The organism is Bacillus cereus group sp. Bc061 (assembly GCF_027715825.1).
In the GTDB taxonomy this organism is placed as follows: Bacteria; Bacillota; Bacilli; order Bacillales; family Bacillaceae_G; genus Bacillus_A; species Bacillus_A paranthracis.
Window position 1 is genome coordinate 697999 of record NZ_JAQFTZ010000001.1, and the last position, 15116, is coordinate 713114.

The following is a 15116-nucleotide window of genomic DNA, read 5'->3' on the forward strand; positions in this document are numbered from 1 at the left end:
ATGCATATACTATAATGTTTTTTAAGTTATGAAAATTAAAGAGGTGCTATTATATATGAAAAGAAGGACATTTGATATTCCAGTTACATTGCGAAGAGAGTGGTTTTTAATAGAATTAGCCCATTTAACGAAGAAATATGGAATTGAAATTGCAACTAGCAAGATGGAAGCTGCACCGTTTTTAAGAGATCAAGTTACGGAATCAAAAATAGGGTCAGGGCTCCAATACGATAAATATGATGATGAGTATATCATTGAAAATTAAAGGATAAGAGCAAAACAAATTTCTTTATAACAAAATATAAAATAAAGCAGATTCTAAATATGGAATCTGCTTTATTATGAAATACTTTTAGTCAACTAACCTCTTTCTAGTGTTTTTCCTACATATTTCACTTGCGTTATTCCAAAAGATTCACGAAGAATGCGAGCATAATCTTTTAATTCTATTGGACGTTTATTTTTGGTGCCTTTAAAGGTTTCTGTATAATTTTTATTTGTTAATGATATGTGACCATAATTAGTTAATTTACAAGTGATAGCTCCTTTATTAAAAGGAGATTCTTTATGTTCTACAATGATTTTCTGGATATTATTAACCTTTTTCTCATCTATTGGATTTAAAGTGAAGGCATAGCCTATTTTCCATTCATCTGAAGGTTCAGATTGCAAGAAATTTGTAGATTCCCCGTTAGCTCCTTTTCTCATTTCTAAAATGTGTGTACCTTTTCGGGTAATTCGTTTGCGAATTCGATATTCACCCGTTTGAGAAGAGATGACTTTTCCGTTAAAAGGGACTGGATGTAAAGGTAGATGAGAGGCAAAACCGGCGTCTATAACATAATCTTTATTATTATGATGTAATATGATAATGACATGACCATCATCGGGTTTCCATTTATTATCATAAAGGTCATAAACAGTACCAGCTACTTTATATACTTGAAATCCACAATCCATTAAAAAGTAATACAATAAGGAGTTTAATTCATAACAAAGACCGCCTCGTTTTTGAATAAGTAACTTTTCTATTAAGTTATTTTTTGAGATGTTTTTAATAGTACCAGCCATAATATCGAGATTTTCATAGGGGAGAATCAATCCCATTTTTAAGAGAATTGCATCTAAATCATCAAATGTTATTTCTTTTGCAGGAATTTTTAATCGTTTAAAAAACTCCTTTTGTAAATCGGTCATCACAAAGCATTCTCCTTTCTTTTTACAGAATTTTCTTCTGCTCACCAATAGGTTAGTACTTCTAAAAGTTTAATTCAAGTCTGCGAAAATTATCATAATATATGTTTCTGGAAATATTAGTATCTATTCATAAAATTCAGTTTAATATTTAATGATAGGAAAGTCTTACAATATTAGCTTCTATTTTGTTTAGTTTGTATTTAATTAAATAAAAGCACATATATTCATTAACTTTTTTTATAACTAGCTGGTAATAAAGTGTTTTTTTACTAAAGTTTTTTCAAGATTTGTATGCTTTATATAAACAATAATAATTGGGGGATATTAGATTCAGTAAAGTTAACAATTGTTGAGAAACTTTTTTGTAGCATTCACTCAAAAGGAAGAGATAGAAACAAAGAGAATAACGTGTGTTAAGGAAGAAGGGGGACTAGTAATCTCTTAAGAATAGGGACAGGGTCTTGTTTAAGTACAAAGATTATCTAGTATTAAGAGAGAAGATAAAAAATATTACAACGAGCGCCTTCTTTCAAAAAATGTGGGGGGAGTAACATGCGATTGATGAGAAGATGTGTTGCCTTACTAATTGTATTTTTTATCATGGTTCCAATGATTAGCACAAATGTGCGAGCAGAAGTTGTAAAAGAGCTTAAAACAGGCTTTCCAGATCAAGAAGTCTTTACACCTGGAGAATGGTTTTTAGGTCAAAAACCTGCTAATTATGATGAAAGTAAGCCTCCAATTCTCTTTGTGCAAGGAAGGAATGGGAATGCTGATAGTTGGTATGGAAAGACAGTATATCACGATATGAATGATATGTATGACTATGCTTTGAAAGCAGGCTATCAAACAGTATTTATACAATTATATGATGCTGCTGGGAAAGGGTCAGCTAGTCAGTGGGATAACGGAAAATTGTTAGCACAAAAATTAGAAGAAATATATAATCATTTCGGTAAAAAAGTTAATATTGTAGCACATAGTAAAGGTGGTATCGATACACAAGCTGCATTAGTAGAATATGGGGCAAATCGATTTGTCGGAAATGTTATTACACTTGCGACGCCACATCATGGATCAAACTTAGCGGATTTATCATATAGTTGGTGGGCAGGATGGCTTGCTTCTATATTAGGTCAAAAAGATGATGGTACGTATTCATTACAAATGGGCGAAATGGCAAAATTTCGTTCAACGATTGATAATAATCCAGCAGCTAAATTAAACCGTTATTATACAGTTACTGGGACTAGCTGGGGCCCTGTATTTTCGGCGTTATCAATGGGTGGATTATATTTGTCATCATACGGTTCAAATGATGGACTAGTAAATGAGTGGAGTGCTAAGCTGCCGTATGGAACGCATTTATTTACAGATTCTAGATTTGATCATGATAATATACGAAAAGGATCTGCTGTGTTCTCACGAATTGAACCGTATTTACGTACAGCAAATGTACCGGTTCCAGCTTTAGTAGCATCCAGCACTAGTTCAAATGAAAATATAGAACAATTAAATACAACTTCAAATCAAAGCATTTTAGGAGGGGAATTGCCACAAAATCAGTGGATAGAGCAAACTGTTGCGGTTGATAAAAAGGCAGAAGGAATTGTTTCTATATTAACTGCTTCGTCGGATGTAGAAGTACAAATGATATCACCAAAAGGAAAAGTGTATACAAATAAGGATAGTGTTATAACTACTGGTGAAGATGAATCTTTCTTTGGTGGCGCGACAATTAAAACATTTAAATTTGATAAAATGGATGTAGGAGAATGGAAAGTTAAAATGATGGCGAAGCAGTCGGAAGATGCATATTTAGTTGTAAGCGATTACAAGAATAGCGCACCATTTGTTCTTCAAATGCCTACAAAAGTAAAAGCAAATAAATCTGAGTATAAACTGAAAAAATCACCTATGGCACCTGAAATGAAAGGAAATCTTTCCATAACAGTAAGAGTCGTGAATAAAGAAGGGAAACTAGTCTCTGAATATAATGAATTACAAAATGTGAATAACAATACATTTACTGGTGCTTTGAAGGACATAAAGCAACCAGGAGTATATAACGTTACGATGGATATAAAAGGGATGAATAAAGAAGGACAACCATATAATCGTACAATCGTTAAGTCGGTTTATGTGGAGAAATAAGAAAGAATGAGAAAAAAGTACCGAATTTTTGTAATAGAAGAGCTCGGTACTTTTTTCATGTTTATTAGATTAACAGAAAGGTATAATGGGAATTTTTGAAGGCACAAAGGTTAAGTATTTGGTAGAGAATTCTTGAAATGTAGCAGGGATGCTTTTTAAATTGTAATTGCACCTGCAAAAGTAAAACGAGTATCTTCAGTTACAATGATGTGATTGTTTAAGTGAATTTATATCTTTTAAATATTTGTATATATAAGGTTTGGAGTCGTTGACCTTTATTTACGTAGCACGGCAGGAAGAAGAGAAAAAGTATCGAATGAATGTACATATGTAGTATTGTTTGCTTTTGGTGTGAATAGTAGTTAAAGATACGTTGAAATATTTTATACGGTAACAAAAGAGTAATTAAATAATAGAGGGAGCAACTTACATGGAAAATATATTAAAAGTATCTTCAAAATCAAGCCCCAATTCAGTCGCAGGCGCAATTGCAGGTGTACTAAGAACAAGTGGAAATGTAGAAATTCAAGCGATTGGAGCGGGTTCATTAAACCAAGCGATTAAAGCAATTGCAATCGCAAGAGGATTTGTTGCTCCAGGTGGTATTGACTTAGCCTTTGTTCCAGCATTTCAAGAGGTTACTATTAATGATCAAGAAAGAACGGCGATTAAATTGATTATAGGTCCTAGGAAGAAAAGGTCTTAAAAGAAAGTGTTGATATGAATCATTTGAAAAGGTTGATAGATAAAGTAATAAAAAGACCACTCTCATTTTGAAGTGGTCTTTTGTATTTTCGTATTTCATATTGTGGATACGCCCCACATACTGAATTCGTAGTGATATTCAGTGCGCTCAATAACGATCCCGAATTCTAAATCATCCCCAACTAATACAAAATCTGCATATCCAGTTAGAAATTTTGATATGGTTGATAACTCTTCTAAATTCTCAAATACTTCACCAATGTTCAGTTTAACTGCTTCAATTTTACCACCCTTAGAGAAAAAGAGCCTCCCTTGATCAACTGGAAATTTAATGGTTTTAGCTGTTTCTTTTAACAGTACTATTGATAGTCTTCTGTTTTCTTCATAATTAGTGCTACCAAAGTTTTTTATGTTTGAAGTTTGTGTTAGCGTGTTAAATAAGTCTTTACAAAATAAATCATTAGATTTTGGATCCATAAATGAGTCCATAGAAACTGTAACAATATTAGAAAGTTCGTCTACGAGTTCTTTTCTACTACCAGTTCTTTTTGCTTTCATTTTTAGAATTTCAATTCGGCTTTTATTCATATTACTCAAAAATTTTCACACCTTTACTCACGTAGTGGATGAATAAAACCACTTACTTCGACAAAGTAATAATAACATATGGGAGTAATCTTGGTGGGAATTAGAAAAGAAAATCTTGTTGAAATGACAGCTGAAATTGATTTAGAAATAAACGGAATATATATTGTTGAAAATGGTCAGGTTCAGCTAATAGAACCACCCAAAAGTGGATTTGGTGAACAATCATTTGTATATCAAAGTGGAAAAGTAATTCGGATAGAAGAGCGGAAGACAAGATTAATTTAATACTATTTTAGAAAAGATATAACGTGAAAAATAAAAAGTGCCACAAATGTTTGTACAGCAGACATTTGTGGCACTTTTATCTTTTTATATAGCATAAAACTAAAACTGCTCATTCTTCTCCCAAGATTCCACAATATAATGTGCAATCGTTGGATTAAAGCCTTTCCCAACTAAAAACATAATGGCAGCAACTTCTGTTAAAGCGTGTTTATGTGATGTATGTTTTGCTTCATTTAAACCGTAATCTACCCAAGGTTTTACGAAATCTAGTACAGGTTTCTTTAAAGGTAAGAACTGTGTACCGACAACTTGTTGAATCTGTTGTTGCGTTGGTTCTGTAATTGGTCCAGGTGGTAAAATTTGAGGCTGTGTAATATCCAGTGTTGGTCCAGGCGGTAAAATTTGTGGTTGTGTAATATCTAATGTTGGCGGTTTAGGTGGTGAGACACGTGCGTCGTAGTTTGGTTGATACATTTGTTGTTGTACTTGAGTTTGTTGTGGCTGAGTTGGGTATGGGTTTTGTTGAAACTGTTGTTCTTGAGTTTGTGCTGCTACATATGGATTTTGTTGAAATTGTTGTTCTTGAGTTTGCGGTGCTACATATGGATTTTGTTGAAATTGTTGTTCTTGAGTTTGCGGTGCTACATATGGATTTTGTTGAAATTGTTGCTCTTGAGTTTGTGGTACTGCATATGGATTTTGAGGATATTCGTAACTTGGACGTGTGTCATATGGATTTTGTTGAAATTGTTGTTCTTGAGTTTGTGGCGCTGCATATGGATTTTGTTCATATTGTTGCTCTTGTTCTTCATATTGTTCTGTATATCTTTGTTCTTGTTGCTGAGGGTAAAATGGTTGTTGTGGGTAAGGCGGTTGATTATTATAGAACATATTTATTCCTCCTTCATGATGATGCCTACCACCTAGTGTATGGGCGGACAAGAAAATATGTGATGAAAAAATGCGGGCGTGTTACAATAAGTAACTGGGTGAAGATAAAATGACAAAACAAGAAAAGATAGAAAGAACAATTACTTTTGTAAAACATATTTTAGAAAAAGATGCGAGTGGGCATGATTGGTATCATATTGAGCGTGTACATAAACTGGCGATTTCTTTATCCGAGCAAGAAGGAGGAAATCGTTTTATAATTGAAATGGCAGCATTACTTCACGATGTGGCAGATGAGAAGTTAAATGAAAGTGAAGAAGCAGGAATGAAAAAAGTTTCTGATTGGTTAGAAGAGTTACATGTTGAAGAAGAGGAAAGTAAGCATGTTCTTCATATTATCGCCAATATGTCTTATAAAGGTGGTCATGGCGGTAAAGTGGAGTCAATTGAAGGGAAGATTGTTCAAGATGCAGATCGCTTAGACGCTCTTGGTGCAATTGGAATAGCTCGCACATTTGCGTATGGCGGGGCGAAAGGGAGACTAATGTATGATCCAACTATTCCTCCTCGTGAAGTGATGACGAAAGATGAATATAGAAAAAATAATGACCCATCTTTAAATCATTTTTATGAAAAACTTTTAAAACTAAAAGACTTAATGAATACGAATGCAGCAAAACAAGAGGCTGAAGTTCGTCATCGTTATATGGAACAGTTTATTGAACAATTTATGAAAGAGTGGAATGCACAAATATGAAAATGTTAACTGTGGAAAACTTATCAAAATCATATGGAGAGAAACCGTTATTTGATGGATTATCATTTAGTATTGCAGAAGGACAACGTGCCGGAATTATTGGTGTAAATGGTACTGGTAAATCAACGTTATTAAAAATTATTGCAGGGGCAGAAATTCCTGACACAGGTGATATGACTCATTCACGTGGGTATACAATTAGTTATTTATCACAGCAACCAGAGTTTGATGAACAACTAACAGTATTAGAACAAGTCTTCCATGGTGATACACCTTTAATTCGTCTTCTTCGTGATTATGAAAAGGCGCTATTACATATCGAAAAAGATCCAAGTAATGAGAAAGTGCAAGAGCAGTTATTTGCAGTGCAACAACGTATGGACGCAATGAGTGCGTGGGAAGCAAATGCGAATGCAAAATCGTTATTAACGAAACTAGGAATTACGGATTTCACAGCAACTGTTGGAAATTTATCAGGTGGGCAGAAAAAACGTATTGCGATGGCGCAGTGTTTTATTGAAACACCGGATCTATTAATTTTAGATGAGCCTACGAACCATCTTGACCATGAGACAGTTGAGTGGTTAGAGGAATATTTAGCAAGGTACACAGGTGCAGTATTACTTGTAACTCATGATCGTTATTTCTTAGATCGTGTGACGAATCGTATTTTCGAATTAGACAATGGAAAACTGTATAGTTATGAAGGGAATTACAGTACGTTTTTAGAAGCGAAAGCACTTCGTGAAGAACAAGAACTTGCACAAGAATCAAAACGTCAAAACTTATATCGCCGCGAATTAGCATGGATTCGCCGTGGTGCAAAAGCTCGTTCGACTAAGCAAAAGGCACGTATTCAACGATTTGAAGAGTTAAAAGGTCAAGAAGGTCCAGCTGCAAAACAGTCAGTTGATATTGCGCTTAGCGGTAGTCGCCTTGGGAAAAAAGTACTTGAGTTAAAAGATGTAACGAAAAAATTTGGCGATAAAACAGTATTAAACAACTTCAATCATATCGTGAAACCAGGCGATCGTATCGGAATTATTGGAGCGAATGGAAGCGGGAAATCTTCGCTATTAAATATGCTTGCAGGTAAAATATCTCCTGATAGTGGTGAAATTGAAGTTGGGCAAACAGTAAAAATCGCTTACTATACGCAAGAAAATGAAGAGATGAATTTAAATCAACGTATGATTGAATACATTAAAGAAATCGCTGAAGTCATTCATACGACAGACGGAAAAGTAATTGGTGCGTCTCAAATGTTAGAACGTTTCTTATTCCCGCCGCATTCACATGGTACACCGCTTGGCAAATTATCTGGCGGTGAAAGAAGACGTTTATATTTATTACGTATATTAATGGGAGAACCGAACGTACTATTACTCGATGAGCCTACGAATGATCTAGATACACAAACATTAACTGTATTAGAAGATTATTTAGAAGATTTCCCAGGTGTCGTTTTAACTGTATCACATGACCGTTACTTCTTAGATAAAGTAGTAGATGAATTATTCATCTTTACGGGAGAAGGAGAAGTGCGTGAATTTCTAGGTAGTTATACTGATTATTTAGAAATGGAAAAAACGAGAGAACTTATTGAGAAAGCGGAAGTACAGAAAGAGAAAAAAGTAGTGGAAGAAGCACCGAAACAACAACGTAAGCGTAAACTTTCATATAACGAGCAGCGCGAATGGGAAACTATTGAAGATACAATTGCGGAACTTGAAGAAAAGCTAGAATCAATTGGAGAAGAGCTTGCGAATGTTGGTTCTGATTTTACGAAAGCGCAAGAATTGTCTGAAGCACAGCAGAAAACAGAAGAAGAGCTAGAAAAAACGATGGAAAGATGGAGTGAACTATCGGACATTGTTGAAGGATTAAAATAAAAACAAGCTGCATATATTGAAAAGTAAAGAGAAAAACTTTACACTATTGGTAGAACCTATTTTAGGAGGGAAAAAATGAGAACATCTAATCCAATGTTGAAAAAAGAGGCATTCCGTAAAGAGGGAGCAAGTGCTTCTGCGATGACTATTGGCGGAACAGTAGGCAAAACGTTTATTATGCTTATCTTGCTACTTGCAACGTCTGTCTATTCATACATACAGATGATAGAGGGTACGATGAAGATGCCAGTATTAATTGGCGCTTTAATCGTTGCGGCAATCATCGCATTTGCATCTATGTTCTTCCCACGTATTTCACCTTTTGGTGCACCAATCTATGCAGCAGTAGAAGGGGTTGTGTTAGGTAGTATTTCAGCGGTTTATACAATGAAATTTGGCGATTCTATCGTTTTAAATGCTGTTTTACTAACAATCTCAATTCTATTTGCAATGTTAGTGTTATATGCAACACGTGTAGTAAAAGTAACGGATAAATTCCGTACAGGCGTGATGGCAGCAACACTTGGAATTATGGTTATGTACTTAGTCGTATTTCTACTAAACATGTTTGGTGTAACGGTTCCGTACATTCACCAAGGCGGTACAATCGGTATTATTATTAGTGCAGTTGTTATCGTAGTTGCTGCACTAAACTTATTACTAGATTTCGATTTAATCGAAAATGGTGTACGTAGTCAAGCTCCGAAATATATGGAGTGGTACACTGCAATGGGACTAATGCTTACATTAGTTTGGTTATACTTAGAAATTCTTCGTTTCGTTTCTTACTTTACGAAAAATGACTAATAAAAAATCCTGCATGAAAAATGCAGGATTTTTTTATTTTCAAAGATAAATTGATGATGTGGTATAATATGGATGTTGGTAACTTTAAATTGAAGTGGATGGAATATGATGAAAGAGAAGAAAGGGATTATGAAAAAATTATTTTCTAAAAGTTTTTTCATAGAACTAGATGATGCTTTAACGTATCCATCGGGAGAAGTTATTACTTCAGCTATTGAAAGTTATGCAGCTGAATGTAATGAACAACTTAAATTTGAGAGTAAAGTAAAACCGATAACTTTTTACTTAGAAGAAGTATTGTATCGTGCGGAAATAAAGATGGCTCGTGGAGGATATTACATTTCATGCAGTGAAGTATAATTTTTGAAACCTTACATGTTTAAAATATGTAAGGTTTCTTTTTTTCTTTTATAGCATAAAAAATAATCTTTTTTACTTTAAAATATATTATTTTACGCTTTTTACCCTTCAGACATTTTTATTTACAATGAAGAAAAATATGTGAGGTGGTATAACTTATGATGAATCGAGTTGTATTAATCGGTAGATTGACAAAGGAGCCAGAATTATACTACACAAAGCAAGGCGTCGCATATGCACGAGCATGTGTTGCGGTGAATAGAGGATTTCGAAATAGTTTAGGTGAACAACAAGTAGATTTTATTAATTGTGTCGTATGGCGAAAATCGGCTGAGAATGTAACTGAATATTGTAAGAAGGGCTCACTTGTTGGGATTACAGGGCGTATTCAGACGAGTAATTACGATGATGAACAAGGCAAGAGAATATATAGAACTGAAGTTGTGATTGAGAGTATAACCTTTTTGGAGAGAAGGCGGGAGGGGGCATCGTAATAAGAGGGTCTAGTAACATAGCCCTCTATCACTTTTGATTAATACCTTCCCAAACAACATCTAATTGTTGATTGAGAATATTTTTCGCAATGATTTCATTTCCATGTAGTAGCGAATGCGACATTAGTGTATAAAAATAAGTGCTCATAACAGTAGAAGTGATAATATTTATATCCCATTGACTGTTTAATTTTCCTGCCTCTTTCGCTTCTGTAATAATTGAAGACAAACCTTCTTGTAGCTGTTGTATACTTTTTAATTCATTTTCTACTAAGTAGTTTGACTTTATAATCTCAAAGACGGCATGCTTCATTAAATCACCATGTCCAGTAAATCGATCCAGTAAATCGCCTAAAACAAGTTTGATTCTTTCTTTTGGATGTTCCACATTTTCGTAAGTTTTTAAACTTTCATTCCATAGCTCAATTTGAGAATCACCTAAAAATAATAATATGTTTTCCTTTTTCGGAAAGTAGTTGAAGAAAGTGCCCTTCGCTATCCCACATGCAGTAGTAATATCTTGAACCGTTACATTTTCGTACCCGCGTTCTTGAAAGAGCTGTACTGCTTTTAGGAATATAAGTTCCTTTAACTCTTTTTTTCTCGTTTCTCTAAGCATTTTATCTACTCCTAACAAAAACAATTATATCTGTTTAAGAGATAATCTCAAATAGAATCTTACGTCATAATTCTGTTTATAGTTTTCATTATAGTTACATGTTATAAATGAAAACTATATAGTTCATGTGTTTGCTTTTCAGAAACCCATTTTGGCATACGTTTCATTACTTCGTTTCTTACTATAGTTAAAGGTTTACTTTCTATTTGTGCCATTTTTCCAACTTTCCATGCAGTATTTGAGATTTTTTCAATTCTATCTCGTCGTTTTTGTTCGTATTCTAAAAATGCTTGACGATAATGAGCATTATTTTTAATGCATTCAGCCAGAATAATCGCATCTTCAATTGCTTGGCAAGCACCTTGGCCTAAATTCGGAGTAAGTGCATGGGCAGCATCCCCAATGAATACGATGCGTTTGTCAAAAAACTGTTTCATTGGAGTGATGTCTATAATATCACGATGAATCATATCAATGTCCGATGCGTTCTTTAAAATAGATGGGATTGGATTATGGTAAGTTTTGAAATGATTATATAAATCTGTTGTTGTGTAAGCTTTGTATTTTTGATCTCTAGCTTTCGCGTTTATGAGCGCATACCAGTATACTTCGTTGTTAGGAAGAGGGACGATACCAAATCTACCGTTTGTTCCCCAAGTTTCAATAAAATCATTTGTTAAAGAAAGATTATTAGCAGGAGTTACGCCGCGCCAACACGTATATCCTGCATAACGATAATTATCGCCTTGTGTTACTTGCTTTCGAATGACAGAATGAATACCATCAGCCGCAATGAGTATATTACCGAGTGCTTCACTACCATCTTGAAATACTATCTTTAAGGCGCTTGCTTCATTCTGTTCTATTTTTACGCATTCTTTTCCCCACTTGACAGTATCTTCTTTTAGTTCAGAAAGTAGTAATTGGTGTAAATCTTTTCTATGAATGGAGTACATTTTTGGATAGCAAGTTGGAATAATTAACTTATTGAAAGTAGTACCTTTTTCGGATACAAGGTTAAAACCGTCACTTTCGTTGCCGAATTTTTTGATTTTCTTAGAAATGCCGTATAGTTCAAGTGCTTGCATTGCGTTTGGGGCAATGATAATACCTGCACCAGCAACAGTAGGCTCATTGTTTTTATCATATACTTTTACTTCTATTCCTATTTTTTGTAAGGAAATTGCTGCGCAAAGTCCAGCAATACCGCCACCAATAATTATGACATTGTTCATTTGTTATCACTCCACCTTTGAATGACTTTGTTCATAAAATGACCACGGTCATTTTATGAGTTAAGGTTAATCCCTTTTTATGTAATTGTCAATTATACTTTTAACTATAGTTATGGAATGATTAGGTGAAAATAGAATGAATGAAACTTTCCGGCGATGTAGAAAGGTAAATAGTAAAATTAAGCATCCGAGTAGGAGTATAGCGTGATAACATGTTACAATACAGCTAAGAACATGCAATAAAGGAGAGTTATTTACGTGAAGATTAAAGCAATTGAACCGACGCCAAGTCCAAATACAATGAAAGTTATTTTGAATGAAGTATTACCATCAGGAGCACGTAATAATTATACAAATGAAAATAAAGAACAAGCGCCAATGCAAGTGCAAGAAATTTTGAAAATTGAAGGCATTAAAGGTGTATATCATGTAGCTGACTTTTTAGCAGTGGAGCGAAATGCAAAGTATGACTGGAAAGTGTTATTACAACAAGTTCGTGCTGTTTTTGGCGAAGAAGTAGTGGAAGAAAGTGAAGAACAACAACTTGCTCATTTTGGGGAAGTGAAAGTGTTTGTTCAAATGTTCTTTACAATTCCAATGCAAGTAAAGTTAACAGATGGAACGACGGAAGAACGTGTTGGTTTACCTGACCGTTTTAAAGAATCAATTATGAAAGTGCAAATGTCTGCACCAAACGTTGTAAAAGAACGTAAATGGGTGGAACAAAGTACACGTTACGGTAATTTTGAAGAAATCGGGAAAGAAGTAGTAGAAGAGATTGTTGCTGCTTATCCGGAAGAACGTGTAAATGAAACGGTTAAAGAATTATTAAATCAGGCAGGTGCTGTTGAAGTAACGATTCAAAAGCGTGAGCCATATAAAGTAACAGAAGAGATGATGAAAGATGCTGACTGGAAAAAACGTTTTGCAGCTTTAGAACAAATGGATCCTACTGAAGAAGATATTCCAGTGTTGAAGATGGCGTTAGATGATGAAAAAGTTTCGATTCGCCGTTTAGCAACAGCATATTTAGGTATGGTAAAAGGTGATGAAGTATTACCGTTATTATATAAAGCCTTATTAGATCGCTCTGTAAGTGTTCGTCGTACAGCAGGTGATTGCTTATCAGACGTAGGTGACCCAGCAGCGATGTTCGTTATGATTAAATCTCTGAAAGATCCAAGTAAATTAGTACGATGGCGTGCAGCGATGTTCTTATTTGAACTAGGAGACGAAAGTGCGATTCCAGCATTAAAAGCAGCGCAAGATGATCCAGAGTTTGAAGTAGCAATGCAAGCACGTCTAGCGTTAGAGCGTATTGAAGGCGGAGAAGAAGCAAAAGGTTCTGTATGGAAACAAATGACGGAGTCTCGTAAAGGGGAATAATGTATGATTGTTTTCTATGATAGTTGGTGTCCGATGTGTACGGCGGTTGCAGAACGTACGAAAAAATTAGATAAAAAGGGTAAGGTGAAATTTTTTTCATTTCGAGATGAAGATGTAGTTGAGAAGTATGAACTTTCTCAAGAACTACAAAGTAAGATGGAACAAAGATTGTATATTTTAAAAAATAATAAGTGGTATGACGGCATTCATAGCATATATGTATTAGCAAAGGTCGTTCCATCTTATTGGTTTGCCGTACCTTTTATAAAGCTATCTATCGTACTTGGTTTTGGAAGTAAAGTATACGATTATATCGCTAACAATAGAAAACTTGTCCCAGTTGGACATTGCCGCGAAGGGATTTGTGAAATCCCTACAAAAAAATGAAATCATCGTTATCTTTCTTTTGCACCTATTAATAGAGCGTGATATGATGAATTTGGAATGAAAGTTGAAGGAGAGATTACAAGATGTCAAATGCTTATGAAGAATACATGCGCCAAATGGTAATCCCAATGCGCCAAGAGTTAGTGCGTTCTGGGTTTGAAGAGTTAACTACAGAAGAAGCTGTAACAGAATTTATGGAAAATGTAACAGGTACAACTTTAGTAGTTGTAAACTCTGTTTGTGGTTGTGCAGCTGGTTTAGCACGTCCATCAGCAGGTCAAGCGGTTGTTCGTGCTGAAAAACAACCTGATCATCTTGTAACTGTATTCGCAGGTCAAGATAAAGATGCTACTGCAAAAATGCGTGAATACTTCGGAGAAATTCCTCCGTCTTCACCATCTATGGCATTGTTAAAAGGAAAAGAAGTTGTTCACTTCATTCACCGTCATGAAATTGAAGGTGCAACTATGGACGAAATTATTACGAATTTAGAACAAGCTTTCGAAAAGAATTGCTAAAGAAGGGGGAGAGTAAATCTCCCTCTTTTCTTTATATAGAGGTGAAAAAATGATAGTAACAACAGCAGGAAGAACGAACAAAGAAATGACAGCTTATGCAAACAGGGTAGCAGCAGAATTAAATGCTTCTTTCGTTAAACGTAATGACATACCAGTACATAAGCTGCATGAACAGTATGAACAAGATGTACTTGTCGTAGGGAAGAACCGATTAGCTATTTATCCAAAAGGTACGGAAGAATCGTTTTTCTTTCATCCGAACTCAGCGATGTTTCGTGTGAAAAGGTTAATGCGCGGAGAACATGATCCGTTTGTACAAGCCACGCAATTAGAGAGAGGAATGACAGTGTTAGATTGTACGCTCGGGATGGCATCAGATAGTATTGTAGCTAGTTATATTGTTGGTGAAAGCGGAAAAGTAACAGGACTTGAAGGCAATGAGTATATGGCTTATATTATGGAAAATGGTTTGAAAACATGGTCTTCATCTGTTTCTGAAATTGATGAAGTAATGCAACGAATTGATGTAAAGCAAACGGAGCACTTCGCATTTTTAAAACAATGTGAAGATAATAGCTATGACATCGTTTATCTCGATCCGATGTTTGAAGAAACTGTCATAGAATCTGACGGAATTAAAGGATTAAAACATTTCGCTTTGTATCATGATATTACTGATGAAACAATTGCGGAGGCGAAGCGAGTGGCGAGAAAGCGTGTTGTATTAAAAGATCATTTCCGTAGTTCTAGATTTGAAAAACACAATTTTCACGTATACAAAAGAAAAAGTGCTAAGTTTCACTTTGGTGTAATTGACCCTTGCTAATTGTTTGAAAAGATG

18 protein-coding genes are annotated in these 15116 nt (G+C 34.8%); 13 read left to right on the forward strand and 5 right to left on the reverse strand.

Going from position 1 to position 15116, the window contains the following annotated elements; all coding sequences use genetic code 11:
- Nucleotides 1-55: 55 nt before the first annotated feature.
- Nucleotides 56-265 carry a hypothetical protein gene (locus PDQ40_RS03635; RefSeq protein ID WP_000830253.1) on the forward strand — a complete coding sequence of 70 codons (210 nt, stop codon included), beginning with the start codon at nt 56-58 and terminating at the stop codon, nt 263-265.
- Between the two features lie 95 nt (nt 266-360).
- On the opposite strand, the gene PDQ40_RS03640 is transcribed toward PDQ40_RS03635, so the two are convergent.
- A complete protein-coding gene (locus PDQ40_RS03640; protein ID WP_000988051.1) occupies nt 361-1200 on the reverse strand; it encodes an arylamine N-acetyltransferase family protein in 840 nt (279 codons plus the stop codon).
- 549 nt (nt 1201-1749) lie between these two features.
- Here PDQ40_RS03640 and PDQ40_RS03645 point away from each other — a divergent pair.
- A complete protein-coding gene (locus tag PDQ40_RS03645) occupies nt 1750-3351 on the forward strand; it encodes a lipase family alpha/beta hydrolase (RefSeq protein WP_001238723.1) in 1602 nt (533 codons plus the stop codon).
- A gap of 430 nt (nt 3352-3781) precedes the next feature.
- Nucleotides 3782-4057: a stage V sporulation protein SpoVS gene (gene spoVS, locus PDQ40_RS03650; RefSeq protein WP_000427804.1), complete on the forward strand. Its 276-nt coding sequence runs from the start codon at nt 3782-3784 to the stop codon at nt 4055-4057.
- Nucleotides 4058-4152: 95 nt separating this feature from the next.
- Here the strand turns inward: spoVS and PDQ40_RS03655 are convergent, their stop codons facing one another.
- Nucleotides 4153-4653 (reverse strand): YxiF family protein, encoded by a 501-nt coding sequence (locus tag PDQ40_RS03655; RefSeq protein WP_000069081.1) that lies wholly within the window; start codon nt 4651-4653, stop codon nt 4153-4155.
- Nucleotides 4654-4737: 84 nt separating this feature from the next.
- Between PDQ40_RS03655 and PDQ40_RS03660 the strand changes: the two genes are divergently transcribed.
- The gene (locus PDQ40_RS03660) at nt 4738-4929 is read left to right on the forward strand and encodes a DUF3954 domain-containing protein (protein ID WP_000512846.1); all 192 of its coding nucleotides are present in this window, start codon (nt 4738-4740) and stop codon (nt 4927-4929) included.
- Between the two features lie 99 nt (nt 4930-5028).
- Here PDQ40_RS03660 and PDQ40_RS03665 read toward each other — a convergent pair whose 3' ends face one another.
- On the reverse strand, nt 5029-5820 hold the full coding sequence (locus PDQ40_RS03665) for a hypothetical protein (RefSeq protein ID WP_048556866.1): 792 nt from the start codon (nt 5818-5820) through the stop codon (nt 5029-5031).
- Between the two features lie 109 nt (nt 5821-5929).
- On the opposite strand from PDQ40_RS03665, the gene PDQ40_RS03670 reads away from it, so the two are divergent.
- The 5 genes from PDQ40_RS03670 to PDQ40_RS03690 all read left to right on the forward strand — a co-directional run bounded on the left by PDQ40_RS03670 (nt 5930) and on the right by PDQ40_RS03690 (nt 10130).
- Nucleotides 5930-6577, forward strand: a complete 648-nt coding sequence (locus PDQ40_RS03670; protein WP_000165948.1) for an HD domain-containing protein — start codon at nt 5930-5932, stop codon at nt 6575-6577.
- Nucleotides 6574-8469, forward strand: coding sequence for an ABC-F family ATP-binding cassette domain-containing protein (locus tag PDQ40_RS03675; protein ID WP_000783207.1), 1896 nt, complete (start codon nt 6574-6576; stop codon nt 8467-8469). The genes PDQ40_RS03670 and PDQ40_RS03675 overlap by 4 nt, the downstream gene beginning before the upstream one ends.
- Before the next feature lie 75 nt (nt 8470-8544).
- Nucleotides 8545-9276 (forward strand): Bax inhibitor-1/YccA family protein, encoded by a 732-nt coding sequence (locus tag PDQ40_RS03680; RefSeq protein ID WP_001260642.1) that lies wholly within the window; start codon nt 8545-8547, stop codon nt 9274-9276.
- 105 nt (nt 9277-9381) lie between these two features.
- A complete protein-coding gene (locus PDQ40_RS03685; RefSeq protein ID WP_000975123.1) occupies nt 9382-9636 on the forward strand; it encodes a DUF4318 domain-containing protein in 255 nt (84 codons plus the stop codon).
- A 158-nt stretch (nt 9637-9794) separates the two neighbouring features.
- Nucleotides 9795-10130: a single-stranded DNA-binding protein gene (locus tag PDQ40_RS03690; RefSeq protein ID WP_000982010.1), complete on the forward strand. Its 336-nt coding sequence runs from the start codon at nt 9795-9797 to the stop codon at nt 10128-10130.
- A 28-nt stretch (nt 10131-10158) separates the two neighbouring features.
- Here PDQ40_RS03690 and PDQ40_RS03695 read toward each other — a convergent pair whose 3' ends face one another.
- Together PDQ40_RS03695 and PDQ40_RS03700 are read right to left on the reverse strand one after the other, a co-directional pair.
- Entirely contained in the window at nt 10159-10749 is a 591-nt protein-coding gene (locus PDQ40_RS03695; protein WP_000943173.1) for a TetR/AcrR family transcriptional regulator, read from the reverse strand.
- A gap of 101 nt (nt 10750-10850) precedes the next feature.
- Nucleotides 10851-11984: an FAD-dependent monooxygenase gene (locus PDQ40_RS03700; protein ID WP_001066845.1), complete on the reverse strand. Its 1134-nt coding sequence runs from the start codon at nt 11982-11984 to the stop codon at nt 10851-10853.
- 258 nt (nt 11985-12242) lie between these two features.
- Here PDQ40_RS03700 and PDQ40_RS03705 point away from each other — a divergent pair, with 258 nt between their 5' ends.
- The 4 genes from PDQ40_RS03705 to PDQ40_RS03720 all read left to right on the forward strand — a co-directional run bounded on the left by PDQ40_RS03705 (nt 12243) and on the right by PDQ40_RS03720 (nt 15101).
- Nucleotides 12243-13370 carry a conserved virulence factor C family protein gene (locus tag PDQ40_RS03705; RefSeq protein ID WP_000692572.1) on the forward strand — a complete coding sequence of 376 codons (1128 nt, stop codon included), beginning with the start codon at nt 12243-12245 and terminating at the stop codon, nt 13368-13370.
- A gap of 3 nt (nt 13371-13373) precedes the next feature.
- The gene (locus PDQ40_RS03710) at nt 13374-13757 is read left to right on the forward strand and encodes a thiol-disulfide oxidoreductase DCC family protein (protein ID WP_000634897.1); all 384 of its coding nucleotides are present in this window, start codon (nt 13374-13376) and stop codon (nt 13755-13757) included.
- Nucleotides 13758-13840: 83 nt separating this feature from the next.
- The gene (locus tag PDQ40_RS03715; protein WP_000063713.1) at nt 13841-14275 is read left to right on the forward strand and encodes a BrxA/BrxB family bacilliredoxin; all 435 of its coding nucleotides are present in this window, start codon (nt 13841-13843) and stop codon (nt 14273-14275) included.
- Nucleotides 14276-14324: 49 nt separating this feature from the next.
- Nucleotides 14325-15101 (forward strand): class I SAM-dependent methyltransferase, encoded by a 777-nt coding sequence (locus PDQ40_RS03720; RefSeq protein WP_270691239.1) that lies wholly within the window; start codon nt 14325-14327, stop codon nt 15099-15101.
- The last annotated feature ends 15 nt before the right edge of the window (nt 15102-15116 follow it).